Origin of the sequence: Pantoea sp. GM_Pan_3 (assembly GCF_026541045.1) — a bacterium.
Lineage (GTDB): Bacteria > Pseudomonadota > Gammaproteobacteria > Enterobacterales > Enterobacteriaceae > Pantoea > Pantoea anthophila.
In genome coordinates, this window is record NZ_JALNVA010000003.1 from 210,536 (window position 1) to 237,322 (window position 26,787).

Consider the following 26,787-nt stretch of genomic DNA (forward strand, 5'->3'; position numbering starts at 1 on the left):
TGCATCGCGGCTGGCACGGGTTACGGGCCAGTTAGCGGATATCGCTCACACGGCGATAGACAACCGGCGTCTCAGCCGGGGCGCTGTCACCCAGCACCAGCGCGGCTTTCACCGCGGCGGCGGCCTGCAGCCACTGCTCTTCGCTGCTGGCGTGAATCATCGCCAGAGGACGCTGTGCGTCGGCCCGTTCGCCCAGGGTGATCATGTCGCTCAGGCCGACGCTGTAATCAATGCTGTCGCTGGCACGCTGACGTCCGCCGCCCAGCGCGACCACAGCCAGCCCCAGCGCACGGGTATCCATACGGCTGACGATGCCTGGCTGGTCGGCATATACCGGTCTGCTCAGCATCGCCTGTGGCAGATAGGTGTCGTAGCGTTCGACAAAATCGGCCGGCCCCTGCTGAGCCGCAACCATACGCCCGAAGCAGTCGGCCGCGCTGCCGTTGTCCAGCACCGCCATCAGCTTCTGACGCGCTTCGGCGTCGCTGGCAGCCAGTTTACCGGAGATCAGCATTTCACTGCAGAGCGCCAGCGTCACCTCCAGCAGGCGCGGATTGCGCTGCTCTCCGGTAAGGAAACGCACCGCTTCACGCACTTCCAGCGCATTACCTGCGGAGGAGGCAAGCACCTGATTCATGTCGGTCAGCAGGGCTGTGGTCTGACAGCCTGCGCCATTGGCGACGCCCACGATCGACTGCGCCAGCTGCTCAGAGGCGTCATAGGTTGGCATAAACGCGCCAGAGCCGACTTTCACATCCATCACCAGTGCATCCAGTCCCTCGGCCAGCTTCTTCGCCAGAATCGAGGCGGTAATCAGTGGAATGGAATCAACGGTGGCGGTGATGTCACGCGTGGCGTAGAAACGCTTGTCCGCCGGGGCCAGCGAGCTGGTCTGGCCGATAATCGCCACACCCACCTGCTTAATGATCTCGCGAAAACGGTCATCGCTGGGGAAGATGTCGAAGCCCGGAATCGCCTCCAGCTTATCCAGCGTGCCCCCGGTGTGGCCCAATCCGCGCCCGGAGATCATCGGCACATAGCCGCCGCACGCCGCCACCATCGGTCCTAACATCAGTGACGTCACATCGCCAACGCCGCCGGTAGAGTGCTTGTCCACCACCGGGCCGTTGAGATGGAGTGATTGCCAGTTGAGCACCGTACCGGAGTCGCGCATCGCCATCGTCAGCGCCACCCGCTCAGGCAGGGTCATATCATGAAAATAGATGGTCATCGCCAGCGCAGCAATCTGGCCTTCCGAAACGCTGTTATCGCGCACGCCGTTGATGAAGAAGCGAATCTCCTCTTCAGTCAGCGCATGGCCGTCACGTTTTTTACGAATAATTTCTTGTGGCAGGAACACGAAAGCCCCCTGGTTCAGAAAAGATGCGGTGGGGAAAAGGCGGTCCGCGACCGCCAGAAGGATCAGTAACCAGCTTTGCTGGTGTCGCTGTCGTGACCCAGGGTATTCAGCAGGCTCGCCAGCAGGCTGGAGGCACCAAAGCGGAAATGGCGCGCATCGGCCCAGTCGGCGCCCAGCGTCTCTTCCGCCATTTGCAGATAGAGTGCGGCATCTTCCGCGGTGCGCACGCCGCCCGCAGGTTTGAAGCCAACCTGCTCACTGACGCCTTTATCCCGGATCACATTCATCATGATCTGCGCCACTTCGGGCGTCGCGTTGACCGGCACTTTGCCGGTAGAGGTTTTGATAAAGTCGGCACCGGCGTCGATGGCGATTTCTGACGCCTGACGAATCAGCGCTTCCTGCTTCAGCTCACCGGTTTCGATGATCACTTTCAGCAGCACATTCGCTTCCGCACAGGCCGTTTTACAGGCTTTGACCAGATCGAAGCCGACCTGACTGTTCCCGGCGATCAGCGCGCGATAGGGGAACACCACATCCACTTCATCGGCACCGTAGGCGATTGCGGCACGGGTCTCGGCCAGCGCAATGTCGATGTCATCATTGCCGTGCGGGAAGTTCGTCACCGTGGCGATACGAATCTCCGGCGTGCCCTGCTCGCGCAGCGTTTTACGCGCAATCGGAATAAAACGCGGATAGATGCAGATTGCGGCGGTGTTGCCTGCCGGGGATTTGGCCTGATGGCACAGGGCGATCACTTTTGCATCGGTGTCGTCCTCATTCAGGGTAGTCAAATCCATCAGTTTCAGGGCGCGCAGGGCGAGGTGTTTGATATCGGTCATGAGGCTCTCCAAAGAATCGGGGTGCAACCCACCGGCTCGCCGGCGGAATGTTATAATAATAACACTCTGAAGCGGCCTGATATGTGCCAGCAGTCACATAGAAATAAGAAATTGGTGCAAAATTACCACGCAGGCTGTGACAAAAATCGCAGATAACGCGGATTAATGGCCATTATACGTCACGCGATGCGATGTTACTATTATCACATTTAAGGGCGCAGCGCCGGAAAGGCGGGATCGAGCCGGAACAGCTGCTGGCTGTTGTGCCACAAGGCATCGGCAATTTCTTCAGGTGACTCGTCACGCAGGCTGCAGAGCACCTCCCACACCCGACGCGCCCGTTCAGGACGATTGGGCTGGCCCTGAAAGCCCTGCAGCGGCATATCAGGGGCATCGGTTTCCAGCAGCAGCGAAGAGAGTGGCAGCTGCGCCACGGTCTGACGGGTTTTGCTGGCGCGCTCATAGGTAATGGTGCCGCCAACGCCAATCGCATAGCCCAGCCGGATAAAAGCCTGCGCCTGCTGCAGGCTGCCAGCAAAGCCATGCACCACGCCACGGCGCGGCAGATCGTGACGACGCAGGATCTGCGCGAGTTTGTCATGCGTGCGCCGTGAATGCAGGATCACCGGCAACTGATAGGTTTTCGCCAGCTTAAGCTGCGCCTCAAGAAAGCGCTGCTGCTTATCAAACTGCGGATCGTCGCGATAGAGATCCAGCCCGATCTCGCCGATCGCCACCAGCTTACGCGGTCGCTGTTGCAGCAGCGTTTCAAGCTGGTCGAGATGGGAGGCCTGATGCGCTTCAATCACGATCGGATGCAGCCCCAGCGCGGCATATAAGGCCGGATGCGCCGCGGCCAGCGCAGAGACCCGCTCAAAGCGGCTGGCATCAATCGCCGGAACGATGATCTTCTCCACGCCCGCCTCAGCGGCGCGCGCCAGGCTGGCGGGAATGTCCCCCTCAAACGGCGGAAAGTCGAAGTGGCAGTGCGTGTCGATAAACTTCATGCCAGCGATCCTTTGTCGTAATGCTCATCGTTATCCGCCAGCGGTGGTGTGATAATCTGGCGGGTATCGGGCGCGTTCGCCACCGGGGCAGCGGGCGTGACGATGCGCGGCGAGGTCAGCGGTTCCGCATCGCTCAGCCACTGCCCCAGCGTCGCGAGAAAATAGCGGCCGCAGCGCCGTCCCAGATGATAATCCTGATTCAGTGAGCTGATGCGGCTGCCAAGCGCACTGCTGGCCAGCGCATGCGGCGGAAAGATTTCGATGATACGCAAATCATCGGGGGGATTCTCAATGAACTGCTGAATTTCCCGATAGCTCTGCTCGTGCCGGTTGACCACATTCACCATTGGCTGCAACGCGCCGTTGCTGAGCCAGCGCTCCATCCGCCTGAACCATTTCGGCGTGTAGAACATCTGCGACGGCACGGTGCGGATCACCACGATGGTGTCAGCCCCGCGACGGGCCGCCTCCCGCACCGGAATGGCATCGCTGATGCCGCCGTCGAGATAGCTGATCCCCTCCAGATTGACCCCCAGCCGGTAAAAGCCGGGGATGGCGCTGGAGGCTTTGATCAGATCCAGCCAGTTGTCGGCAGTGGGCGTGAAGTAGCCAGGGGTGTAATCGTCACTGCGGCAGGCGCACATATAAAATTCGCGGCCGCTGGAGAACATCTGCTCTGCACTGCTCATCGCCAGCGGAAATTCACTGCGGGTAATCTCAATCAGCCAGTCGAGATCGATAAGGTTTCCCCCGCGCACAAAGCGCAGCGGATCGAAGAAGAGTTTGCTGGTGGTATATCGGGTAATGACGCGCCGGGCATAGCCGGGCTGACCACAGACATAGGCAGAGAGATTTTGTGCACCGGCAGAGGTGCCAAGCATCAGCTGAAACGGGTTAAATCGGGCGCGCTGAAACTCATCCAGGACACCGGCGGTAAAAATACCGCGCTGACCGCCGCCTTCACACACCAGGGCAATCTTCTGCGATTTAAAGGGGATCAGTGCCAGAGGTTCAATGGCACCAAGCGTGACAGGAATGCGTATACCCACTGTGCGAACCTCAGAAGGGCTCCGGGCAGGCTGGGGGAGCAATCCGCTTGCAGCGGCAGCATTCCGGAGAACCAGTCCTCTACTCCTTTAACCGGTAAACCTGTCAGGCAGGCTTACCACCGTCGCGATATGAAGGTGTCCCTCTCTTCACGTCTGTCGCTGACGATGACTGGTCTCCGCTCTATGCTTTGCGTTGCATTACACTGCAGGACTCATCGGCTAAAGCTTTTTACGGCCGGTAAACAGGCTGATGAGGAACAGGATAATACCAACAACGAAGACAACTTTAGCTGCCCATGCTGCTGTACCCGCTAAACCGCCAAAACCTAACGCTGCAGCAATCAGTGCGATCACCAGAAAAATAATGCCCCAACGAAACATAAGCCTCTCCTTACCCTATTTAAATTCGAACTGCTTATTTCATCCCCGGATGGGTCTCTTTTATTCGTGCGGCCACAACCGTGACCGCACTGCAGCCATTAAGATTTAACCGTCAGGTCATTCTTAACGCTTTTCACGCCTTCAATGGCTTTAGCGATGCTTTCAGCACGGTCTGACTGTGCCTTACTCGCCACGTGCCCTGAAAGCTGAACAACGCCGTCGGTGGTTTCAACTTTAACGTTGCGCGACGGAACAATGTCATCCGCTAATAGCTTAGCTTTAATTTCGCTGGTCGTTGCGGCATCGCCCGCATAACCTTTCACAGAAGTGGTTTTGCTGTCTCTGACGTGTAGTTTGTCGCTGACGGATTTAACACCTTCGATTTTCTGCACCACAGCCACAGCCTTTTCAGCCTGATCCTGTGAGGTGACGAAACCGCTTAAGGTCACGACGCCCTGATGCGTTTTTACCGAGATATCCGTGCTTTTAATGGCGTCGTCATCCACCAGTGCCGCTTTGGCTTTGGCGGTGATGCCGCTGTCATCCATATAACCATCGACTTTTTTCATAGAACTATCGATTTTCGAACCCGCGCTGTCGGCAGTCTGAGACGCTTTCTGAGAAAGTGATTCGTCAGCCAGGGCGCTGCCGCTGATCAGTGCTGAGCCAATCATGGCGGCCATCAGGGTTTTAGCAATCTTAGTCTTGTTCATCGATATCTTCCTTCTATCAGTTAACTCACCCAAAACTGTGGGCGAAACAGCAGCACAGGTGCCGCTGCGTTACAGGACGTAAGGACAAGAGAAGTCTCTTTCGCCGTCCGATAGAATAATCATAGTCGGCATTTTGCGATTTGCCTGGCTAACTGGTTGATCGCACGTTAAAACAGCAGAAAAACAGGGTTTTTAGGAGGAGTCTGTAGCGGGGAAAACAGGGCCATTCCCTGCTGGAATGGCCCGGAAACAGCGCGATCAGTGCTCGCGCGTTTTGCGGAAACGAACGTCCGGATAACGTTCCTGGGTAATATTGAGGTTGACCATGGTAGGCGCGATATAGGTCAGATTATCGCCGCCATCGAGCGCCAGGTTAACTTCGTTTTTACGCTGGAAGTCATCAAACTTTTTCACGTCGTCGCACTCAACCCAGCGCGCCGTAGAGACGTTGATCGCTTCGTAGATCGCTTCGACGTTATATTCGCTCTTCAGGCGCGCGACGACCACGTCGAACTGCAGCACCCCGACCGCACCCACGATCAGATCGTTGTTGTGCACCGGGCGGAACACCTGCACGGCGCCCTCTTCCGACAGCTGAACCAGCCCTTTCAGCAGCTGTTTCTGCTTCAGCGGATCGCGCAGACGGATACGGCGGAACAGTTCTGGCGCGAAGTTCGGAATCCCGGTGAACTTCATATTTTCACCCTGAGTAAAGGTGTCGCCGATCTGAATGGTGCCGTGGTTATGCAGGCCGATGATGTCGCCAGGATAGGCTTCTTCCACATGGGAACGGTCGCCCGCCATGAAGGTCAGCGCATCGGAGATCATCACATCTTTGCCGGTGCGCACCTGACGCAGCTTCATCCCCTTTTCATACTTCCCGGAAACCACGCGCATAAAGGCGACGCGGTCACGGTGTTTCGGGTCCATGTTTGCCTGGATCTTAAAGACAAAGCCGGTGAACTTCTCTTCCTGCGCTTCTACAGTGCGGGTGTCGGTCTGACGTGGCATTGGACGCGGCGCCCAGGAGACCAGGCCATCCAGCATATGATCCACGCCAAAGTTACCCAGCGCGGTCCCGAAGAAGACCGGCGAGAGTTCGCCGCTCAGGAACGCTTCCTGCTCAAACTCGTGCGAGGCACCCTGCACCAGCTCCAGCTCTTCACGCAGCTGCGTCGCCAGATCTTCACCGACGGCGCTGTCAAGTTCCGGGTTATTCAGCCCCTTCACGATGCGCACGTCCTGAATGGTGTGCCCTTTACCGGACTGGTAGAGGTAGGTCTCATCTTTGTAGAGGTGATAAACCCCTTTGAACAGCTTGCCGCAGCCAATCGGCCAGGTGATCGGTGCGCAGGCGATTTTCAGCTCGCTTTCCACCTCATCCAGCAGCTCCATCGGATCGCGGATGTCACGGTCAAGTTTGTTCATAAAGGTCAGGATCGGCGTATCGCGCAGACGGGTGACTTCCATCAGCTTACGGGTACGATCCTCGACGCCTTTCGCGGCATCGATCACCATCAGACAGCAGTCCACGGCGGTCAGGGTGCGGTAGGTGTCTTCCGAGAAATCTTCGTGACCTGGGGTATCCAGCAGGTTCACCAGGCTGTCACGGTAAGGGAACTGCATCACCGAGGTCGTAATGGAGATACCACGCTGTTTCTCCATCTCCATCCAGTCCGACTTAGCGTGCTGGTTAGAGCCGCGGCCTTTAACCGTACCGGCGGTCTGGATAGCCTGTCCGAACAGCAGCACTTTTTCGGTAATCGTGGTTTTACCGGCATCCGGATGCGAAATAATCGCGAAGGTGCGGCGGCGTGCCACCTCTTCTAAAAAGGGATTAGACATGAATTCTTCTCAATGGAGCAGCGCGGGTCACAGGCGCTGCTGATAAATCACGGTGGCCGGCAGAACCTTACCGGCGGGTAAACGGTGCCAGAACGATCTTTTATCGTTGGCGGGTCAGCGCGAAGTTACATTGGCGTGAATTCCGGTTACCTGGTCAGCTTTAAGGCGGCATAGCATACAATATTTTGCGCGCGCGGCCTACAGGGGAAGCGGCGGGATTTAGCGGAGATAGCGCGGTGAAGAGTGGCTCAGGGCGGGGCTGACCCGCGCCCGCCCTGTTTTCGTTATCCCAGCACCTTTCTGACGCAGGCTTTGAAGATCTGCACGCCGATCTCCAGCGAGCTGAGGTCAAATCGCATATCGGGATGGTGCAGTCCTGGCGTCAGGTTAGTACCCAGCCCCCAGAACCCCGCTTTCACTCCCGGACGCTTCACCGGATAGTAGAAAAAGTCCTCGCTGCCTGGCGTTGTGCGGGCTGGCAGTGCACCCGCTTCGCCCAGTACCTCAACGATAGCGGCGCGGATCACCGCCGTGGCTTCATCATCGATCTCGGCCGCAGGCATCTCTTTCAGCACGCGGACCTCGGCGCTGGCCCCCAGCGCCGCCACGCTGTGGGTAATGGCGCGCGTCACCTGCTCTTTCAGCTGGGTCATCGGTCCATTCTCCTGAGAGCGCAGATCCCACACCACACGGGCTTCATCCGGCACCGAGTTCGTTACCCCGGCGTCACACAGGAAACGGGTCGCTTTAACGCTCCAGGTCAGGCCGGGAGAGAGATGCAGGGCGTTGACCGCCTGCACCGCCTGAACGGCGGCATCGAGCGCATTCACGCCCAGATGCGGACGCGCCGCGTGGGCAGGCTGGCCTTTAATCGTCGCTTCCAGCGTGCTGCAGGCGGAGTAAAGCACCGCAGGCACCGCCTGCCCCACGACACACTCCTCCAGCGGACGCAGATGGAAGCCCAGAATCATCTCTACATCATCCAGCGCGCCCCCCTCGATCATCGACAGCGCACCGGCGCCCAGCTCCTCGGCGGGCTGAAACAGGATCTTCAGCCGGCCACGTTTCACTGTGCCCTCCTGCAGCAGAGCCGCGGCCGCCGTCAGCACCACCGACGAGTGACCATCGTGACCGCAGGTGTGCCGCGCACAGGGGACACCGTCGATCACGTGTCCCAGTGCATCCATATCCGCCCGTAGCGCCAGCACCGGCCCCGGGACACCGCTGTCAATCTCCGCCACGATACCGGTGGTGTTGTTAATGTTGCGCGTCACCTTCAGGCCCGCTTTCTCCAGCTGGTCAGCGATATAGGCCGAGGTTTTGAACTCCTGAAAACCGAGCTCCGGGATTTCATGCAGCGTGTGATAATGCTCCAGTACCTTAGTCAAAACGTTACTCCTGAATAAACAGACGCATAACAGACATGGCGATCAGCGCGTTGATGATGCTGACCAGCATCAGCAGCGGCCAGTATTTTTTGGGTACATCGGCCACACCCAGCAGCCGTCCCATATATTGCAGTTGCGATCCCATCAGAAAAATCGCCGGCGCCAGGATGGTGATATCTGCTCCGGTCAGCAGCCCTTTGGTCAGCAGGCTGACCGCCACGCCGGTTCCCGCCGATGACGAGAGCCAGGCCGTCAGCAGCACCGTGATCGCTTCACCCGGCAAGCCGAACAGCCCCATCACAGGCGCAAAAACATGGCCAAGGAACTGCATGATACCCAGCAGATTCAGCACCTCCGCCAGCACATAGGCCATCACCACATTCGGCATCAGGTTGTGGATGGCGATATGAAAACCTTTCCGTGCGCCGGTAACAAATACGTCAAACGGATTGCTGCTGGCAGTAACGCTTTTATTTTCCATCGATAAAATCCTTCTTATAAACACTGTTTAGCACAGCGCGCGTGATGGCCGCACCGACAAATTTCAGCGCGAACATGACTAACAGCGGAATGATGATCGGCAGCGTCATTGAGGCAAAGAGTGCGGAACCGATGGCGAAGTAGTTATTGATTAACCCGGCCCCGGAATATTGCCAGGCGCTCATGACCACCACCTCTTTCTTACCAATCTGCTTCTGATCGGCCATCTCTTTCGTTAGCGCAGCACCTGCGTCGGTGCTTTGCAGGTCGGTGATGAGTGCCAGCCCGCAATGCCCCGGCAGACCCATCAGAGGTCTGAGTAAGGGCGTCAGCAGCCGATGCGCCGCCCGAATCGCACCGTAGTGGGTAAAGATCTCCAGCACGCCCAGCGCCAGCATGACGGTAGGCGTCAGCGACAGGGCGAACAGGAAGCCGGCTTTGGCACTCAGCCCGCCTGCGCCGAGAAAGGTGTTACTGGCGGGATCTTTCATGGTGCCAAAACTGCCGCCCAGCGTGGTGAAATCAAACGCGCCAAGCCATTTCAGGCCGTCGACGTTATAAAAGAGCCCGGAAAAAAACAGAATGGCAAAAATTAACGCGACATAACTGCCTCTGGTCGCCGTCATTTTCATCGGTGTAACGCGGGTTTCATCTGACATGATTTTCTCCTGATCACCTGACCTGCCCCTGTTCCCTGTCGGGGCAAGTTTCAATATATGGAACTTAGTTCTAAGCAGGATTTATGCCAGTGCTGACGCAGTCAGCCTTTATTCCTGCCCTGTTTCGCCTCTCCGGCTCCTCCATCCCCGCGATATGCGCGACTGCACGGAAATTTATTTTGTGTCCGCTGCGGATGCGTGCCTGCTGGCCATATCCGGTAGCCGCGCTCGTATGCCGCCATCAGGGCGATTGCACCAGCAGGATGCTCTACAGGTGCACTAGCGTGGTGCCATCCCCTCTGTTTTCAGGCCGATAACCTGTAATACAAAATGAGAATTGGTCGCATTCAAATTGCTGAATAATTCTATTTAAATCAAACAGATGAATTGCCCTGTTTTGCGAAAAAGGCTTCACATTACTAACATGTCTGATGCATAATTCGCCGCATCTGCCTGTTTAATTAACATCTTCGTAAAAAGGACTCGGCCATGCTGACTGCTGAAATGACTGGACGTTTAAACGACCAGCTGAACCTGGAATTTTTCTCTGCCAATCTTTATCTGCAAATGAGTGCCTGGTGCTGTGACAAAGGCTTTGAAGGCGCCGCGTCCTTCCTGAAAATGCACTCACGTGAAGAGATGCAGCACATGCAGCGTCTGTTTGACTACCTGAGCGACACCGGCGCAATGCCGGTACTGGGAACCATCGCGGCACCGCCGGTTTCCTTTAACTCACTCAATGAGATTCTGGAGCAGGCGCTGGAGCACGAGCAGCTTATCACCCGTAAAATCAATGAGCTGGCACATGCCGCCATGACCTCACAGGATTACTCCACCTTCAACTTTCTGCAGTGGTATGTTGCCGAGCAGCACGAAGAAGAGAAGCTGTTTAAAACCGTGCTGGATAAACTGGCGCTGGTCAGCAACAGCGGCAACGGTCTCTTCCTGGTCGACAAAGATCTGGGCCGCATGAGCACCGAGAACCACGCAGAGTAATCTCTGTCGGGACCACGAAGTCAGAAGACCGGGTCGCTGTGAGATCGTGCTTTCACAGGGAACAGGGTCAGATCGGAAAGACGCAAAAGCCGCCATCCCTGGCACGCTCGGCCCGCGCCATCCCTGGCGCGGGACGCTTTCCTCCTCTGACCCTGTTCCCTGCCAGCTGAACTTAAGCGTTGCTGTCCGGAAACTGATTGATTCGGCTTTGCCACCTCAACACAGCTACTGCAGCCGGTAACTCGCCGCTTTCTCGCCATTCACCCACAGCTCACGATCTTCACCCGCAGGCAGTAACAGCGCGATCTCCCGCCAGGCAGGCTGATAATCCCCGCGTTTTTCCACCGTCAGATCGATGCGCGTGGCGCTGCTGCACAACGTCCAGCTGAGCCACAGGGCGTTCCCCTGCTGCCAGCCGTGACTCTCACCATCATCGTCAAAGGTTTGTCCCTGCGTCGTTACCCCTTCAGGTGCAGGCCATATCTGCCACTGCCGCACCGTGTCGCGCCGCGCATCGGTCGTGCTTTCACACTCACCCAGCGGAATGACCGCACCGGCCCGCACCAGCAAAGGCAGCCGATCGAGCGGCGCATCCAGTGTGATCGTCTCGCCGCCCGCAAACGCCCTGCCGCTGTGCCAGTCATACCAGCCACCGGCATGACGGGGCAGATAGACCTGACGGCTGCGCGCGCCCTGCTCCACCACGCTGGCGACCAGCAGATCGCGACCCAGCATAAAATCATCACACTCCTCATAGGTTCGCGGGTCCTGCTCGTGGTCGAGGAAGGTCGGACGCAGCATCGGCTCATCTTCTGAACTGGCCAGCCAGGCCAGCGTGTAGAGATAAGGCATCAGACGATAGCGCAGCCGGATCGCCTCGCGGATCATCGGCGTCACCTCCGGGTACATCCAGGGTTCGTTCACGGTGTGGTCGTCATTCCATGAGTGAATGGTAAAGCGCGGATGCATCACGCCATTCTGAACCCAGCGCACAAACAGCTCGGCATCGGGTTTATCGCCCGAGAATCCGCCGACATCGTGTCCGACGTTAAACAGCCCCGACAGGCTCATGCCCAGCCCCATGCGGATGTTGTAGCGCAGGGTTTGCCAGCTGGTGCGGTTATCCCCGCTCCAGGTCTGCACGTAACGCTGCATCCCGGCGCAGCCGGAACGCGAGATGAGATAGGGACGCTTGTTCGGGGCGAACTGCTGCTGCGCTTCCATGGAGGCGCGCATCATCAGCAGCGGCATCACCGGCCGGATATGCTTGATAGCGATCGGCTGACCAAAGCCGTGACAGCGTGCTTCGCCATCCCACACCTCATATTCGTTATTGTCGTTCCAGGTGGCGTCGATACCCTTTTCCAGCAGCTGCCGGGTGACGTTCTCCTGCCACCAGCGCACCGCTTCCGGATGGGTAAAATCGAGGTGCGAGCCCTCATCATCCCAGAACACCGAGCGCTCAGGGCGATCCTGCTCAGAGTCCCGAATAAACAGCCCCCGGGCCGCCACTTCCTGATAGCGCGGGTGATCCTGCAACAGACAGGGCTTGATGTTAGCCGCCAGCTTCATCCCGGCATCGTGAAACGCCGCGCTCAGGCCGTCGGGATTCGGGACTTTGTCATAGTTCCAGTGGAACACGTAGCGCTTGTTATTGATCGAGGTATAGCCGGAAGAGAGCTGGAACGAGTCGCAGGGGATCTCATGCTCGTGACACAGGCGGATAAAGGATTGCAGCTGCTGCTGCGCATCCGGCGCGTCGGTGTAGTGCATGGTCGAGCCGCTGTAGCCCAGGCTCCATTTCGGCTGAAACAGTGTCCGTCCGGTCAGGCGGACAAAGGCTTTGGTGACGTCGAGCAGCGTCGGGCCCAGCATCATATAGTAATCAAGGTCGCCCGCCTCAGCGCGGTAGCGGCGGTAAGGCAGATGGTAGTTATCCAGTTCGTTACCGAGATCCAGCCAGCTGCTGCTGAGGTTGTCATAAAACAAACCGAAGCTGACGCCATCGCGTTGCGTCAGGGTAAAGGGAATATGTTTATAGAGCGGGTCGGTGCTGGCAGCGTTGTAGCCCATCGCGTCGAGGTTGCGCATCTCAAAGCGCCGGTTGACGCGGTTCAGGTCGCCGCTCTTCTCGCCCAGACCGTAAACCCGATCCTGGGGCTGACGACGCTGATAGTGCTCCACCCCATCCCCGTGCGCGTTGAGCAGATAGGCGCCGGTGTGACGGTCGGCGGTGAGCGGCTGCCAGCTCTCACCATCAAACTGCTCCCAGCTCAGGCAGAGCGGCTGATGCACCGTAACCCGCAGCCGTGACGTGCTGAGGCGCAGCTGCTGGGCATCGTGCTCAACCTGAAAGGGCGGCAGCGTAAAGCCGTCCAGCGCCTCACGATCCCGTCCCTGCCAGGGCACATCCGTGACCGGTGCAATGCTCCAGGTGCGGTCCAGCGCCAGCTCGCCATCGCGCTTCAGCAGAACGCGTATCAGCTTCTCCTCCAGCACGTAAAGCCGCAGGTGATGCCGCTCTTCGACCTTGAGTTCAACAAAGTGGTCGGCCTGCTGATGCAGCGTCCAGTTCTTCAGGGTTTTCATCACGATATCCTTATGGGTTAGCCGGGCGCTGGCGGCGTTCGGCGATCAGCATCACCAGGAAAACGGCACCAATCAGGTCAAAAAAGCCCATCGCCACAAACAGCGGATTAAAGCCGATGGTGTCGGCGGTGACGCCGATAATCAGCGAGAAGATAAAGCTGGCAATCCAGGCGCAGGAGCCGCGCATGCCGTTGACCGTCGCCATCTGACGGCGATCGAAACGCTCCACCACCAGCGCACTGAGCATGCAGGAGATGACCTGATGCCCGAAGCCACCGATGGAGATGAGCGCGATAGCCAGCAGGGGATCTTTCACCAGCGTCATCAGCGCCAGCGAAACCATTAACAGCGCGCCCGTCACCGAACTGGCGACAATCGAGTTAACGCGGGTAAAACCGAACCAGCGCACATAAATGCGGGTGAGATAACCGCTGGCGACGCTGCCAAGGTCAGCTGCGAGGAACGGCAGCCAGGCAAACATCACGATCTGCTTCAGATCCATGCCGCGCTCATTGGCGAGGTAGAGCGGCACCCAGAAGCTCAGCACCGCCCAGGCGGGTTCAGCCAGAAAGGCCGGAATCGCAATACCGTAAAACTTCTTCTCTTTACCAATCACTTTCAGCGCTTTGAAGAACGGCAGCTTCTCGCCGATGGCTTCGTTGTCCTGATTGATAAAGTCGCGCTCCTCAGCAGAAAGGCGCGGATGGCTCTGCGGAGCGTGATAGCCCCACCACCAGAAGAGCACCCACAGCAGCCCCAGGCCGCCTGTCAGCAGGAAGGCGCCCTGCCAGCCAAAGTTGATGTGGGAAACGTAGATGATGGGCGGTGCCAGCATCGCCCCGATGGAGAAGCCGACGCCCGCCCAGCCTGCTGCCACCGGCCGCTCTTTTTTCGGGAACCAGTCACCAATCGCTTTGGCGTTGGCTGGCGTGGCGGCCGCTTCAGACGCCCCCATGACAAAGCGCAGCAGCGCCAGATGCAGCCAGCTTCCGGCCCCGGCGTGCAGCAGACAGGTGACCGACCAGACCAGCGCACAGATCAGGAAGCCCATTTTCAGGCCGATCACATCGATCAGCCAGCCGCAGACCGGCTGAAACAGGGTGTAGGCCAGCTGGAACGCCGCCACCACCCAGGAGTACTGTTCGGTACTCATGTTGAGGCTGGTTTTGAGTTCCGGTGCCAGAATGCCGAGTGAGTTGCGGGTGATGTAGTTAACGGTCACACCCAGCAGGAACATCCCCAGCATCCACCAGCGTAAATTTTTAATCACGCGCACCGTGCGTGAAGCACTGACGGGTTTGGTTGTCGATCCGAGGCTCATAGTGCCACTCCTGATTTCCATTGATAAATCACACCGCCTGCTGGCGTACCGCGTGTCCTTTTAGCGAACTTAGAAAAGTGCGAAACGTGGGTACAGCCTCTTTTTTGCAACTCTTTTCATGGCAGGCTGATTACCGGCAGGAAATGACACTGAAACGCCCATCTGACGCGATTCAGCAGGTTATGAAAAATTTTTCACTGGCAGATTTGAAGGCGATCACAGAATGAAACAAAGGCTGAAAGTAAGCGAAATTGCGGCGCTGAGCGGCGTTTCGATCAGCACGGTGTCACGGGTACTGGCGGGCAAAGCCAATACCCGCCCCGCCACCCGCGACAAGGTGCTGGCCGTGGCGCAGCAGCAGGGTGTGCTGGATAACCTGCACAGCGGTCGCCTGCTGCTGAATAATCTGATGGTCTTCGCGCCACCGCGTGCCTTCGACGTGCGCAGTGACATCTTCTACTACAAAGTGATTCAGGGGATCAGCCAGGCGGTGGAGCCGCACGAGGTGCGGCTGCGCTACTCTCCGCTGGAAGAGGTGGAGAGTGACGCGGCGCTGTTTATCGACAAAATGCAGCAGACCGAAGCGGCAATCCTGATCGGCATTGATGATGAGCACATTCATCAGCTGGCGGCGGAGATGAACAAACCCTGCGTGCTGATTAACGCCCGCGATCGCCGTATGCGGCTGCCTTCGGTGTCGCCGGATCATCAGCTGATTGGGGAGTTTTCAGCCCGCTACCTGTTTGAGCAGGGGCACCGGCAGATCCTGTCGCTGCACTGCCTGCGCCGCTACACCATGGAGCAGCGGCTGCAGGGCGTGCGTGACGCCTGGCATGCGATGAATCTGCGCTTCGACAGCCGTCAGCATCTGCTGACGCTGAACAGCTTCAGCAGCAATGAAGCGGCGGAACGGCTCGGTGAATATCTGCGCCACTGCCCGGACGTGCTGCGCCCGACCGCCATTCTGGCCAGCGGTGATTACATTGCCGCAGGAGCGGTCAGCGCGCTGGAGCAGGCGGGCCTGCGGGTGCCGCAGGATATTTCGGTCATGAGCATGGATGGCTTTAACCTGGCCGCCATCCACGATATTCCCCTGACCTCAGTGCAGGTGCCGCGTGATGAGCTGGGGGCCGCCGCCGTGAAAGTGCTGCAGGAGATGCGACTTAATCCTGCCACCCCGGCCGGCACCCTGCTGCTGAATGGCCGGCTGGTGGTGCGCGAATCGGTGCGCCGCATCCGCGACAACCTCAGCCATGCGCCGGTTCAGCAGCATGGCCTTTACGACTGACCCAGCGTTTTCAGCCGCAGTTCCGACGGCTGAGGACGTCCGAACAGGAAGCCCTGGAACAGCGTACAGCCCTCATCGCGCAGCTTCATAAACTGCTCATCGCTCTCCACCCCCTCAGCGGTGATCTGGATATCCAGACTGCGACTCATGCCGGTAATGGCCCGGATAATCGCCAGCGCCTCACGGCTGTCCCCCATGTCGTTAATAAAGGATTTGTCGATTTTGATTTTGTCGAACGGGAAGGATCGCAGATAGCTCAGCGACGAATAGCCGGTACCAAAATCATCCAGCGCAATCTGCACGCCCAGCGCCTTGAGATTCTGCAGGGTACGGATATTCCCCAGCGAATCATCCAGCAGCACCGATTCGGTGATCTCCACCTCCAGCCGCGCCGGATCCAGCCCGGACTCCTGCAGTGCGCCCTCCACCACTGGCACCAGCGAGCTGTTTTTAAACTGCAGCGGTGAGAGGTTAACCGACACCGACTGGTTGCCTTCCCAGCTCGCCGCTTCACGACAGGCTTCATAGAGCGCAAACGCGCCCAGCATATGAATCAGGCCGGTCTCTTCCGCAATCGGAATGAAGTCGTTGGGCATGATCAGGCCACGGATGGGATGATGCCAGCGCATCAGCGCTTCATAGCCAATGATGGTGTGGTGGTCGCCATTGGTGATGGGCTGGTAGTAGAGCCGCAGATGCCCGCCGCTGATCGCATCGCGCAGGTCATTTTCAATCAGGCGGCGGCTGCGTGCCACGTCGTCCATCTCCAGCGTGAAGTGCTCAAAGCGGTTACGGCCGTTGCGTTTGGCCTCATACAGCGCCATGTCGGCACAGCGCAGCAGCTGTTCCGGCGTGTTGGTGATGGTGGTGCTGAGCGCAATACCGACGCTGAGCCCGACCGAGAGGTTATGACCTTCGATGTTGACCGGCGGACGAATGGCCTCGATCAGCCGCTGTGCGACCACGCTCGCCTCGTCACCGCTGGCAACCGACGGCAGCACGATGGCGAACTCGTCGCCGCCGATACGCGCCAGGGTATCCTGATCGCGCAGCACGTTGCGCAGACGCTTCGCCACACTGCGCAGCAGCTCATCGCCTATCTGGTGGCCCAGCGCATCGTTCACATTCTTGAAATTGTCCAGATCGAGGCAGAGCGCGGCGGTCTGACGCGGCGTCTGACCGGCGTTGCGCAGCGCTTCACTCAGGCGCTGGCGGAACAGGATACGGTTCGGCAGGCTGGTGAGGTTGTCATGGTGCGCCATGTGGTGAATGCGGGCATCTGCGGCGCGCTGGTCGGTCACATCTTCCACCAGCAGCATCAGATAGTTTCGCCGTGCATCCTGACCATTAATCGCGGTGGCGCGGGTGTGCAGGATGCGCTCACCGCTGGCGGTCATCATCAGCTGTTCACGCTCATGCATCCCCTCGCTGCGCAGCGCCACATCCGCCAGATTGTTGAAATAGTCGCTTAACTCAGGCGACATGCATTCATGCGGCCGTTTGTTGACGATCAGCGATTTCGACAGGCCAAACAGCTGCTGGGTACGGTCGTTGACCAGCAGAATCTCGCGGGTAATGGCATCTTCGACAATCACGCAGGAGGGGATGTTGGCGATGATGTTATCCAGAAAGCGGGAGAGCGCCGTTTTCTGGGTACTCTGAGCTTCCGCCAGATCGCGGGCGCGCAGCACCTGCTGCTCCTGCTCACGACGTTCCGTCCGGTCGCGGGTAATCTTGGCGAAGCCGATCAGCTTGCCGTCATCGTCGTGGATCGCGTCGATCACCACATGCGCCCAGAAGGCGCTGCCATCTTTGCGGTAGCGCCACCCCTCATCTTCGAAGCGGCCGGTTTTCAGCGCAATGCCGAGGTTGGCTTCCGGCGTTCTGTTCAGCCGCTCCTGAGCGCTGTAAAACAGCGAGAAGTGCTGACCCACGACCTCTTCCGCCCGGTAACCTTTGGCGCGCTCGGCACCGGCGTTCCAGTTCACCACCACGCCGTCGATATCCAGCATATAGATGGCGTAATCGGTGACGCCCTCCACCAGCAGCCGGAAACGTCGCTCCTGCTCACGCTGCTCATTGCGTACGCGCTGCTGTTCGGTACAGTCGCGGGTGATCTTGGCGTAACCCAGCAGCTTACCCTGATCGTCACGGATCGTGTCGATCACCACGTGCGCCCAGAAGGCGCTGCCATCTTTGCGGTAGCGCCAGCCCTCATCTTCAAACCGGCCGGTGCGATAGGCGATCTGCAGGTTCTGGCTGGGAACGTGATTCAGACGATCCTGCGCGCTGTAGAAGCGGGAAAAATGCTGGCCGACAATCTCTTCGGCTACATAGCCTTTGGCGCGCTGGGCGCCGGCGTTCCAGTTCACGACGTTGCCGTCGATATCCAGCATATAGATGGCGTAATCGGTGACGCCCTCCACCAGCAGACGGAAGCGCGCCTCCTGTTCCCGCTCTTTGCGCTGCTGCTCCTGCTGCCGGGTACAGTCGCGGCAGACCACAGCGAAGCCCACCAGCTGCGCCACATCATTGCGGATGGGATAGATCACCACATGCGCCCAGAAGGTGCTGCCATCTTTACGGCAGCGCCAGCCTTCGTAATCATAACGTCCCACGGTGGCGGCAATATCGAGTTCCCGCTGCGGCAGACCGCGACGACGATCCTCTTCGTTGTAAAACACGGCGGCATGCTGACCCATAATTTCTTCTGGCCTGTAACCCAGAACGTTCAGCCCGCCTTCATTCCAGCTGGCGACGGTTCCGTCCGGTTTGAGCATGGCGATCGCGTAGTCGATCACGCTTTGTACCAGCATGCGATAGATGACATCAGAGTTATTATCCATTGTTATTTGCCTGCTGCTCGGTAGCCTGGTCATGGCTTAGGAATGTTCTTAATACATCTGCGGAGACTACAGCGGAAATGGGCTGTGAAGACAAGTGTATTAAGAAGAATAACTAATCTTAACAGGGGAGTTATCGGCAGCGGTGAGCAAATGTTCAATGGTGTCGCGATCGGGGCGAGCGCGCGCGCCTAAGGCGCAGAGCGGGATTCCGGGAAGAGGGGGGAAAAGCGCGAGACGGGCTCGCGCATCGTTATTCTGCAGCGTGTCTGATGCACCTTCCCTTATGGCTGCGGCTGCATGGCGGCAATCGGCTGCCAGATTTCTGTCAGTGCGCCCTCTTTACCGGTGAAGGGATCCTGGGTCGGCAGAGGCACTTTTTTCACCTGCTCCTGCGCCATTTTCAGTTTCGCTGGCTCATCGCGCAGTGTCTCGGGCGACATGCCACGCGGATAGGCTCCGACCACCATAAAGTCTTCACTGGCGCTGACCTGCCGGTGGCCGACGCCCGCCGGGATCAGCACCGCATCGCCGGCGCGCAGCGTCACCATCCGGCCACTGTCACCGCCAAACAGCACTTCCGCCCAGCCTTCAGCCACACCCAGCAGCTCATGGGTGTTGGGGTGGTAGTGGGTGTAAGGGAAAATCGGATAGCGCCAGGCGGGTGGCCAGCCGTTTTCTTCGAAGGTTTTCTCAAACCATGCGGCGATCTCCTCCTCTTCCGGCACCACGCGTGGCCAGATAATCAGAGGTAACGGGTTATTCGGCACGCCGCCCGACGGAATGGCGAGCATCAGGTGCTGAGGATTGTCAGACGCCCCGGCCGAAAAGGTGCCAGCGGCAAAAGACATCATCAATAACAGACTGGAGGATGGGGTACGCATGCAGGTTCTCCGCTTTTTTTATCAGTGTGGCAAACCTGCGCCACAATGCAATGTGCGCCAGGCGACAGAATTGAGATAATTGACTGATATTGCTGACTAAAGCCAAATGCGGCGTTAACTACAGGGTGTTACCCGCCCTGCACCACCACGGGAAGCGGTTCTGACTGCGGTAAAATGTTGCAAAATGTCAGGCCGCCCGGAGCAGGACGCCGGTCACGGTTCAACTGTTATATAAAAATCGCACAGATCTGTTTCTGATATCCTTGACTGTTATCTGTTCTAATCGCTAGCAGATCACAGAGAGGTAACCAATGGACGCTATTAAACAAATCCTGATTGACGAGATCGCCACGCTTAACCGCGAAGAACGTCGCGACAATTTGCCGCGCTTCAGCCTCTCGTTTCTGAAAAACCATCCCGGCCTCTGGGCGGTGATGTACCTGTGCTATGGCCTGTGCGTTGCGCTGATTTTCACGACCGAGATGCTTGGCTGGCCCGCCTTCTGGTTTGCGACCATCTTTGTCCTGGTGATGAGCCTGCTGATGCTGATGGACATCAACCCGAAATATCGCTTTGAGGATATCGACGCCCTCGATCTGCGCGTCTGCTACAACGGCGAGTGGTATTACGTTCAGCCGGTGCGCGAGCAGGCCGTGTCGCGGATTCTGTCGCTGCCCGAGACGCCGGAACGGGTGAAGAGCGGCATCCAGCGTCTGCTGTCGCAAAAAGGCGAAGTCGATTTTTATGATGTCTACTACCTGACTTGGGGCCATCAGGAAGCAGCGCGGGTTTAATCAGCCCCGCTTTCCGCCATTAACCGACCCAGCGTTTCGATTGCCGCCTCGGCCCGGCTGTCCCACGGCCAGGCGGTATTCAGCCTGAAGCAGTGACTGAACTGCTCTCCTGCCGAAAATAACTGTCCCGGTGCAATACTGATCCCCTGCGCCAGCGCGCGCTGATAAAGCCGGGTGGTATTGATCCGCTCCGGCAGCGTCACCCAGAGAAAATAACCGCCGAGCGCCTCACTGAGTGTGGCCTGAGGTGGCAGCACCTTCAGGAGCGCCTGGCGCACCATCTGTTGCCGCTTCGCCAGGATCTGCCGCAGGCGCTTCAGGTGGGTGTCATAACGCCGTGTCGCCAGGAAATCCGCCAGCGCCAGCTGCATGGGCGCGCTGGTCGAGAGCGTGCTCATCAGTTGCAGCCGCTGAATGCGCTGCGCATGCTGTCCCGCCGCCACCCAGCCAACGCGAAATCCCGCCACCAGCGATTTTGAAAATGACCCACAGTGCAGCACGTTGCCCTGACGATCCCAGGCTTTGGCCGGCAGCGGCGCGACATCGCCTGTCCAGAGTTCGGCATAGACATCATCCTCGATCATCGGCACCTGATAGCGCGCCAGCAGCGCCACCAGCTGCTGCTTGCGTTCCGGGGTCAGGGTGACGCTGAGCGGGTTCTGCAGGGTGGTCATCAGCCAGCAGGCTTTAACCGGCCAGCGCTGCAGCGCCTCCTCCAGCTGGACGAGATCGATGCCCTGTTTTGCATCCACCGGGATCGCCAGCGCTTTCAGCTTGAGCCGCTCAATCGCCTGCAGCGCGCCATAAAAACCGGGATGCTCAATCACCACGTAATCGCCCGGCTCGGTGAGGGATTGCAGGCTGAGGTTCAGCGCCTCCAGCGCCCCGCTGGTGATGACAATTTCATCCGGTGACAGCGTGATGCCCTGACGCGCATAGCGCTGCGCCAGCAGCTGTCGCAGCGTGGCGTTACCGGGCGGCAGGTTATGCAGCGCATCGGTTGGCGTGAGGTGATGGGAGACATTCGCCAGCGAGCGCATCAGCTGACGCTGCGGAAACAGCGCGGGGTCGGGAAAGGCGGAGCCAAACGGCACTATCGCCGGATCGCGCGTTGCCTGCAGCACATCAAACACAAAGTCGTTGATATCCACCTGCTCGCTGATCGCCACGCTCATGGGCGCGGGTGCCAGCGCGCGGGGCGCGACGTAGTATCCCGACTGGGGACGGGAGACGATCCAGCCCTGGCTCTCCAGCAGCTCATAGGCGTGCAGCACCGTCATCAGGCTGACGCCCTGCTGCGCCACCTGCTGGCGCAACGAGGGTAAGCGTGTGCCCGGCAGCCAGATGCCGGCCTCTATCTGCTGCTGAATCTCATCCATCAATCGCTGGTATTTCGCCACGGCTCATCTCTCCTTGTCTGACCGCGTGACTTTACCACGCGCGGCGGCCAATGACAGGCGGCATGAACCGCTTATACAGCCCCATTGCACTGACGCAACGCGCACGGGACGCTTTTTCAGCACCGACGCGCCGCGCGTCAGACCGCTGCCACCTCTGGCGTCAGCGGCCGATCGACATCCGCAATCAGGCCCGTGCTGGCCACCGTTTCTTCAATTTCTGCCGCGACAAAGTCGGTCAGCTCCGGCACCCGCTCCGGCGGAACCGGCTTACCCAGCAGATAGCCCTGCAGCGTATTGCAGCCCAGGCTGGTCAGAAACGCCTGCTGTTCGGCGGTTTCTACCCCTTCAGCCACCACTTTGAGTTGCAGCGACTGCGCCAGCGCCACGATGGCCGACACGATGGTGGCATCCTCTTTCTGATGCTGCAGCTCGTTCACAAAGGCCCGGTCGATCTTCAGTTCGCTGGCCGGTAATCGCTTCAGATAGAGCAGGCTCGAGTAACCGGTGCCGAAATCATCAATCGAGGCTTTCACGCCCAGCCGGGTCAGCTCGGTCAGGATACGCACGCTCTCATCGGGATCGCGCATCGCGGTGGTTTCTGTCACCTCCAGGGTCAGCAGCTCGGCCGGAATCTGATGTTTTGCCAGCGCCTCAACCACCGTCTCCACCAGATTCGACTGCTCAAACTGCAACGCCGAGAGGTTAACCGCCACCGACCAGTGCGGGTGCCCCTGCAGATGCCACTGGCGCAGCTGGCGGCAGGCTTCCTGAATCACCCAGTTGCCGATATTGACAATCATCCCGGTCTTTTCCGCCATCGGCAGGAATTTATCGGGCGACAGCAGGCCGTGCTGCGGATGCTGCCAGCGCAGCAGCGCCTCAAAACCGAGGATCGGACCACGCGGGGCGCAGAATTTTGGCTGGTAGAACAGGCGCAGCTCATCATTATCCAGCGCCTGCCAGAGATCGTTATTCAGCTGCAGCTGACTCTGTGCCTGAATATTCATGGAGGGCTGAAAGAAGGTATAGCCGTTGCGGCCATTATTTTTGGTGTGGTACATCGCCGCATCCGCATTGAACATCAGCTCCCGCTCATCCACTCCGTCGCCGGGATAGACGGCAATTCCGAGACTCAGGGAAACCACCAGTTCATAGCGGGAAATATCAAACGGGCGATCCACCGCTTTGACCAGCTTATCGGCGACGGCCGCGGCATCATTGGGATCGTCAATCTCCACCAGCAGCACGAACTCATCGCCGCCAAGCCGCGCCAGCGTGTAGTAGCCGGTCATCTGCTGACTCATTCTCTCGGTTACGCCAACCAGCAGACTGTCACCAATATGGTGACCAAAGGCGTCGTTAACCGCCTTGAAGCCATCCAGATCCATAAACATCAGGGCGAACTGCGTCTGTTCACGGTTCGCTTTGTTGATCGCCTGCTCCAGCCGATCTTCCAGCAGGATGCGGTTTGGCAGCCGCGTCAGGTTATCGTGCAGCGCCAGCTGGGCCAGCTCGCGATTCGCCTCCGCCAGAGAGCTGGCGAGAATCGAGGTGCGCGCCTGCATCCGCGCATCCAGCATGGAGACCAGCAGGGTAATCCCCAGGATAGAGAGGGTGACCACGGTGACCAGAATCGCCAGCCAGTTGCTGTTGACGCCCTGCCCCACCGAATGACTGTGCGCGGGAAATTCGGCGGCCATCATGCCGGTGTAGTGCATGCCCGCAATGGCAAACCCCATCACCACTGCGGCGCCAATCCGCAGCAGCGTGACCCGGCTGGTCTGCCCTTCGCGCAGGTTAAAGGCGAGCCACAGCGCCGCGCCAGAGGCCGCCAGGGCGATGATTACCGACAGCCCCACCCAGCCCCACTGCCAGACGATACCGGGCGAGAACATCAGGGCCGCCATGCCGGTGTAGTGCATCGCCACCACGCCGCTGCCGAGGATCAGCGCGCCGCCCGCCAGCCGCGGCCAGGGCAGATCGCTATGGCAGACCAGCCACAGCGCAAATATCGACGCACACACCGCGATGGCGGCAGAGAGCGCGGTCAGTGAGGCGTTGTAGCTCATCACCATATCCATGTTCATCGACAGCATGCCGATAAAGTGCATCGCCCAGATGCCGATCCCCATGGAAAAACCGCCGCCGAACAGCCAGACCAGCGCGACTTTGCCGGTCGAATGCACCACCCGTCCTGCCATATCCAGCGCGGTAAACGAAGCCAGCATCGCGACCAGAATCGAGACGATAACAATAAAAGAGTCGTATGAGGTCACTAACATAGTGCATTCCCGCGAAAAGCCGTGCTTGTGGTTAGACAGAGGAGAGTGTTCTTTTTGTTATCGGCACCGCCCGGCGGTTAATGAGCCGCGCAGGCTGCGTGCTTCCACTTACTCTGATTGCTGAAAACTATCGTGACGTTCAGCCGGAAAGTGACGCCACCGGCTGTCGCCGTGAGGCGAAACGGAACGCGTCAACCCGATCCGCCGGGGTCGGTTTACCCAGCAGATACCCCTGCAGGGCATCAAAGCCTAAGCTGGTGAGTAAATGCTGCTGCTCTTCGGTTTCCACCCCTTCCGCCACCATCCGCAGGTTGAGACTCTGCGCCAGCGTCAGCATGGCGCTGACCACCGTTGCATCTTCACTGCCGGGCCGCAGGCAGTTGATAAAGCTGCGGTCGATTTTGAGTTCGCAGGCATCCAGATCTTTGAGATGCAGCAGGTTGGCATAGCCGATGCCAAAATTATCAATGGCGACGCTGATACCCGCCTGCTGCAGTTCGCGGATGCGCTGCTGGCTGAACAGCGGGTCACGCATGGCTATCGTTTCGGTGATCTCCAGCATCAGCGCGCTGGCTGGCAGCTGGAAGTGCGCCAGCGTCCGGGTCAGCGTGGTCAGCAGATCGCGCTGATGAAACTGCAGGGCGGAGAGGTTCACCGACACCGTCCAGTCACTGTGGCCCTGATTGTGCCAGCTTCTCAGCTGGCGGCAGGTCTCCTCGATCACCCAGTTGCCAAGCGCGACGATCTGGCCGGTCTTTTCGGCGCGCGGCAGAAACAGCTCCGGCGTCAGTAACCCGCGCAGCGGATGCTGCCAGCGCAGCAGCGCCTCGAATCCCAGTAACAGGGTGCCGCCGGAACTGAATTTGGGCTGATAGAACAGGCGCATCTGCTGGCGCTCTATCGCCTCCCACAGATCGTTCGCCAGCTCCAGCTGATGCTGAGTCGCATCGCTCATCGCCGGTTCAAACAGGCACCAGCCATTGCGCCCGTTGTGTTTGGTGTGATACATCGCCGCATCCGCATTAAACAGCAGCTCATGCCGGTTTCGTCCGTGCAGCGGAAAGATTGCAATGCCGGCGCTGAGTGATACGTGCAGCACATAGCGGTCAAGTTCAAAGGGGGTGCTGATCACCTTAACCAGCTTTTGCGCCAGCTGACGGGCTGGCGTGATATCCAGCGCCTCTGCCATCAGCACAAACTCATCGCCGCCCAGACGCACCAGCAGCATCGTGGTCGTGAGCTGGCTGCGCAGCCGCTCCGCGACTGCGACCAGCAGGCGGTCACCGACGTGATGTCCCCAGGTGTCATTCACCGCTTTGAAGCCATCCAGATCCATATAGAACACGGCAAAGCGGCTCTCCTGCAGCATCGCCTGCTTAATCGCCAGATCGAGCTGCTGCTCCAGCATGACCCGGTTCGGCAGCGCGGTCAGGTTGTCGTGCATCGCCAGCTGGCGCAGCTCCTGGTTGGCACGATTGAGCCGCGCCGCCAGCCGTGCCGCGCGCAGCTGAGCATCCAGCATGGAACTCAGCAGCGTGACGCTCAGAATAAGCAGGGTAATCAGCGTTACCCATACCGCCAGCCCCGGATTGCTGAGGCCATGCGGCTGCATGGTGCTGCTCGGGCTGAACCGTGCGGCGGCCATGCCCACGTAGTGCATACCGGCGATGGCGATCCCCATCACCAGGGAAGCCAGACTGCGCATCAGCAGCAGATGCTGCTCCCCCTGGCGCAGATGAAACGCCAGCCACAACGCCAGCGCAGAGGCCACAAAGGCGATCAGCACAGAGAGGGCGACCAGCAGAGGATTCCAGTCAGGTCCCGGTTCAATCAGCAGCGCAGACATGCCGAGATAGTGCATGACCACCACCCCCGCGCCCAGGATCAGACTGCCGCGCAGCAGCCGGAAACGGGTGAGATGTACGCCTCCCACCGTCTGTCCGAAAGCCAGCATGGCGGCCAGAATCGCCACCAGCAGCGAGCCTGCCGTCAGGTGCACGTCATAGCGCATCGTCATCGGCATCATCATCGCCAGCATGCCGATAAAGTGCATGGCCCAGATGCCAATTCCCATGGCGGTGCCGCCGACCAGCAGCCAGAATCGGGCAGGCCAGCCCTGGGAGACCGCCACCCGTCCTGCGGTATCCAGGGCTGTAAAAGAGGCAACAAACGCCACGATCAGCGAAATGCCGATCAGGACGTTATCCCAGGTGATATGCAGCATGTGCCACTCCTCACCACCCGTGCTGAACGGGTGCTGTGTAAAGTCTGATAAGTCATCTGAAAACCCCCGCGGGGGTGAAAGTTATTTAATGCCGGTATTTCGCCAGGAATTATTTCCGGCAAAACCCGCCCGCCAGCGCTGGAGAACGATGCGCAGCATCCTGTTCCCGCATCCGCTAAGCGAGCCGGTAAATCGTTATTATGTCTGATTGATACAGCAACATATTACCGAAGCGGAAAGCCTGTACGCGAGGAAAAAAACAGGGATTTCTGCTTTCCCGTTACGCTTACACACCTTGCTATTACTGGGTTATCGGCTGAAGTGACCATTAGATTAGTGAAAAATAATCAGGAGCACTTCGCCAGACGCGTTAACTGTTCTATAGTAAGTAAAAATGATATAAATCAGCACCCTTAAGTCTAAGATTTTTCTTAAGACAGCC

Annotated in this window: 20 protein-coding genes; 3 read left to right on the forward strand and 17 right to left on the reverse strand. The window is 58.8% G+C overall.

Annotated features, from left to right (window positions below):
• Positions 1–31: 31 nt before the first annotated feature.
• The 10 genes from deoA to OXR04_RS11495 all read right to left on the reverse strand — a co-directional run bounded on the left by deoA (position 32) and on the right by OXR04_RS11495 (position 9,724).
• Entirely contained in the window at positions 32–1,360 is a 1,329-nt protein-coding gene (deoA, locus tag OXR04_RS11450) for a thymidine phosphorylase (protein ID WP_265138271.1), read from the reverse strand.
• A gap of 62 nt (positions 1,361–1,422) precedes the next feature.
• Positions 1,423–2,202, reverse strand: coding sequence for a deoxyribose-phosphate aldolase (gene deoC / locus OXR04_RS11455; protein ID WP_140924952.1), 780 nt, complete (start codon positions 2,200–2,202; stop codon positions 1,423–1,425).
• A gap of 209 nt (positions 2,203–2,411) precedes the next feature.
• Positions 2,412–3,209 carry a TatD family hydrolase gene (locus OXR04_RS11460; protein WP_111208152.1) on the reverse strand — a complete coding sequence of 266 codons (798 nt, stop codon included), beginning with the start codon at positions 3,207–3,209 and terminating at the stop codon, positions 2,412–2,414.
• The gene (locus OXR04_RS11465; RefSeq protein ID WP_267369995.1) at positions 3,206–4,258 is read right to left on the reverse strand and encodes a patatin family protein; all 1,053 of its coding nucleotides are present in this window, start codon (positions 4,256–4,258) and stop codon (positions 3,206–3,208) included. Before OXR04_RS11465 ends, OXR04_RS11460 begins: the two co-directional genes overlap by 4 nt.
• Before the next feature lie 219 nt (positions 4,259–4,477).
• Complete coding sequence (locus OXR04_RS11470; protein WP_003848537.1) at positions 4,478–4,639, reverse strand: DUF1328 domain-containing protein; 162 nt, start codon at positions 4,637–4,639, stop codon at positions 4,478–4,480.
• A gap of 98 nt (positions 4,640–4,737) precedes the next feature.
• On the reverse strand, positions 4,738–5,352 hold the full coding sequence (gene osmY, locus OXR04_RS11475) for a molecular chaperone OsmY (RefSeq protein ID WP_046102542.1): 615 nt from the start codon (positions 5,350–5,352) through the stop codon (positions 4,738–4,740).
• Positions 5,353–5,610: 258 nt separating this feature from the next.
• A complete protein-coding gene (gene prfC / locus OXR04_RS11480; protein WP_009087207.1) occupies positions 5,611–7,197 on the reverse strand; it encodes a peptide chain release factor 3 in 1,587 nt (528 codons plus the stop codon).
• Positions 7,198–7,481: 284 nt separating this feature from the next.
• Complete coding sequence (locus OXR04_RS11485) at positions 7,482–8,585, reverse strand: M20 peptidase aminoacylase family protein (protein ID WP_009087209.1); 1,104 nt, start codon at positions 8,583–8,585, stop codon at positions 7,482–7,484.
• Between the two features lie 4 nt (positions 8,586–8,589).
• On the reverse strand, positions 8,590–9,066 hold the full coding sequence (locus OXR04_RS11490; RefSeq protein ID WP_009087211.1) for a YjiG family protein: 477 nt from the start codon (positions 9,064–9,066) through the stop codon (positions 8,590–8,592).
• Positions 9,056–9,724, reverse strand: coding sequence for a nucleoside recognition domain-containing protein (locus tag OXR04_RS11495; protein WP_009087213.1), 669 nt, complete (start codon positions 9,722–9,724; stop codon positions 9,056–9,058). Before OXR04_RS11495 ends, OXR04_RS11490 begins: the two co-directional genes overlap by 11 nt.
• A gap of 489 nt (positions 9,725–10,213) precedes the next feature.
• Here OXR04_RS11495 and ftnA point away from each other — a divergent pair, with 489 nt between their 5' ends.
• On the forward strand, positions 10,214–10,720 hold the full coding sequence (gene ftnA, locus OXR04_RS11500; protein ID WP_009087216.1) for a non-heme ferritin: 507 nt from the start codon (positions 10,214–10,216) through the stop codon (positions 10,718–10,720).
• Positions 10,721–10,945: 225 nt separating this feature from the next.
• Here ftnA and OXR04_RS11505 read toward each other — a convergent pair whose 3' ends face one another.
• On the reverse strand, positions 10,946–13,309 hold the full coding sequence (locus OXR04_RS11505) for a glycoside hydrolase family 31 protein (RefSeq protein ID WP_267369993.1): 2,364 nt from the start codon (positions 13,307–13,309) through the stop codon (positions 10,946–10,948).
• 10 nt (positions 13,310–13,319) lie between these two features.
• The gene (locus tag OXR04_RS11510) at positions 13,320–14,630 is read right to left on the reverse strand and encodes an MFS transporter (RefSeq protein WP_267369992.1); all 1,311 of its coding nucleotides are present in this window, start codon (positions 14,628–14,630) and stop codon (positions 13,320–13,322) included.
• 223 nt (positions 14,631–14,853) lie between these two features.
• Between OXR04_RS11510 and OXR04_RS11515 the strand changes: the two genes are divergently transcribed.
• Complete coding sequence (locus OXR04_RS11515) at positions 14,854–15,918, forward strand: LacI family DNA-binding transcriptional regulator (RefSeq protein ID WP_058958356.1); 1,065 nt, start codon at positions 14,854–14,856, stop codon at positions 15,916–15,918.
• On the opposite strand, the gene OXR04_RS11520 is transcribed toward OXR04_RS11515, so the two are convergent.
• Positions 15,909–18,764: a bifunctional diguanylate cyclase/phosphodiesterase gene (locus OXR04_RS11520; protein WP_267369990.1), complete on the reverse strand. Its 2,856-nt coding sequence runs from the start codon at positions 18,762–18,764 to the stop codon at positions 15,909–15,911. The genes OXR04_RS11515 and OXR04_RS11520 overlap by 10 nt on opposite strands.
• Before the next feature lie 281 nt (positions 18,765–19,045).
• Entirely contained in the window at positions 19,046–19,645 is a 600-nt protein-coding gene (locus OXR04_RS11525) for a cupin domain-containing protein (RefSeq protein WP_009087226.1), read from the reverse strand.
• Positions 19,646–19,956: 311 nt separating this feature from the next.
• On the opposite strand from OXR04_RS11525, the gene OXR04_RS11530 reads away from it, so the two are divergent.
• Positions 19,957–20,439 carry a YlaC family protein gene (locus tag OXR04_RS11530; RefSeq protein ID WP_009087228.1) on the forward strand — a complete coding sequence of 161 codons (483 nt, stop codon included), beginning with the start codon at positions 19,957–19,959 and terminating at the stop codon, positions 20,437–20,439.
• Here OXR04_RS11530 and OXR04_RS11535 read toward each other — a convergent pair.
• The 3 genes from OXR04_RS11535 to OXR04_RS11545 form a co-directional block, all read right to left on the reverse strand.
• Positions 20,436–21,839 (reverse strand): PLP-dependent aminotransferase family protein, encoded by a 1,404-nt coding sequence (locus tag OXR04_RS11535; protein ID WP_009087230.1) that lies wholly within the window; start codon positions 21,837–21,839, stop codon positions 20,436–20,438. The two genes, OXR04_RS11530 and OXR04_RS11535, sit on opposite strands and share 4 nt — an antisense overlap.
• A gap of 137 nt (positions 21,840–21,976) precedes the next feature.
• Positions 21,977–24,121 (reverse strand): bifunctional diguanylate cyclase/phosphodiesterase, encoded by a 2,145-nt coding sequence (locus tag OXR04_RS11540; protein ID WP_267369988.1) that lies wholly within the window; start codon positions 24,119–24,121, stop codon positions 21,977–21,979.
• Positions 24,122–24,260: 139 nt separating this feature from the next.
• Positions 24,261–26,345 (reverse strand): bifunctional diguanylate cyclase/phosphodiesterase, encoded by a 2,085-nt coding sequence (locus OXR04_RS11545; RefSeq protein WP_267369987.1) that lies wholly within the window; start codon positions 26,343–26,345, stop codon positions 24,261–24,263.
• Positions 26,346–26,787 lie beyond the last annotated feature (442 nt).

Coding starts and splice junctions, on each gene's coding strand:
- deoC (WP_140924952.1), bottom strand. CDS start 2,202: ATGACCGATATCAAACACCTCGCCCTGCGCGCCCTGAAACTGATGGAT.
- OXR04_RS11460 (WP_111208152.1), bottom strand. CDS start 3,209: ATGAAGTTTATCGACACGCACTGCCACTTCGACTTTCCGCCGTTTGAG.
- OXR04_RS11470 (WP_003848537.1), bottom strand. CDS start 4,639: ATGTTTCGTTGGGGCATTATTTTTCTGGTGATCGCACTGATTGCTGCA.
- osmY (WP_046102542.1), bottom strand. CDS start 5,352: ATGAACAAGACTAAGATTGCTAAAACCCTGATGGCCGCCATGATTGGC.
- prfC (WP_009087207.1), bottom strand. CDS start 7,197: ATGTCTAATCCCTTTTTAGAAGAGGTGGCACGCCGCCGCACCTTCGCG.
- OXR04_RS11490 (WP_009087211.1), bottom strand. CDS start 9,066: ATGGAAAATAAAAGCGTTACTGCCAGCAGCAATCCGTTTGACGTATTT.
- OXR04_RS11495 (WP_009087213.1), bottom strand. CDS start 9,724: ATGTCAGATGAAACCCGCGTTACACCGATGAAAATGACGGCGACCAGA.
- ftnA (WP_009087216.1), top strand. CDS start 10,214: ATGCTGACTGCTGAAATGACTGGACGTTTAAACGACCAGCTGAACCTG.
- OXR04_RS11505 (WP_267369993.1), bottom strand. CDS start 13,309: ATGAAAACCCTGAAGAACTGGACGCTGCATCAGCAGGCCGACCACTTT.
- OXR04_RS11510 (WP_267369992.1), bottom strand. CDS start 14,630: ATGAGCCTCGGATCGACAACCAAACCCGTCAGTGCTTCACGCACGGTG.
- OXR04_RS11515 (WP_058958356.1), top strand. CDS start 14,854: ATGAAACAAAGGCTGAAAGTAAGCGAAATTGCGGCGCTGAGCGGCGTT.
- OXR04_RS11520 (WP_267369990.1), bottom strand. CDS start 18,764: ATGGATAATAACTCTGATGTCATCTATCGCATGCTGGTACAAAGCGTG.
- OXR04_RS11525 (WP_009087226.1), bottom strand. CDS start 19,645: ATGCGTACCCCATCCTCCAGTCTGTTATTGATGATGTCTTTTGCCGCT.
- OXR04_RS11530 (WP_009087228.1), top strand. CDS start 19,957: ATGGACGCTATTAAACAAATCCTGATTGACGAGATCGCCACGCTTAAC.
- OXR04_RS11540 (WP_267369988.1), bottom strand. CDS start 24,121: ATGTTAGTGACCTCATACGACTCTTTTATTGTTATCGTCTCGATTCTG.
- OXR04_RS11545 (WP_267369987.1), bottom strand. CDS start 26,345: ATGCTGCATATCACCTGGGATAACGTCCTGATCGGCATTTCGCTGATC.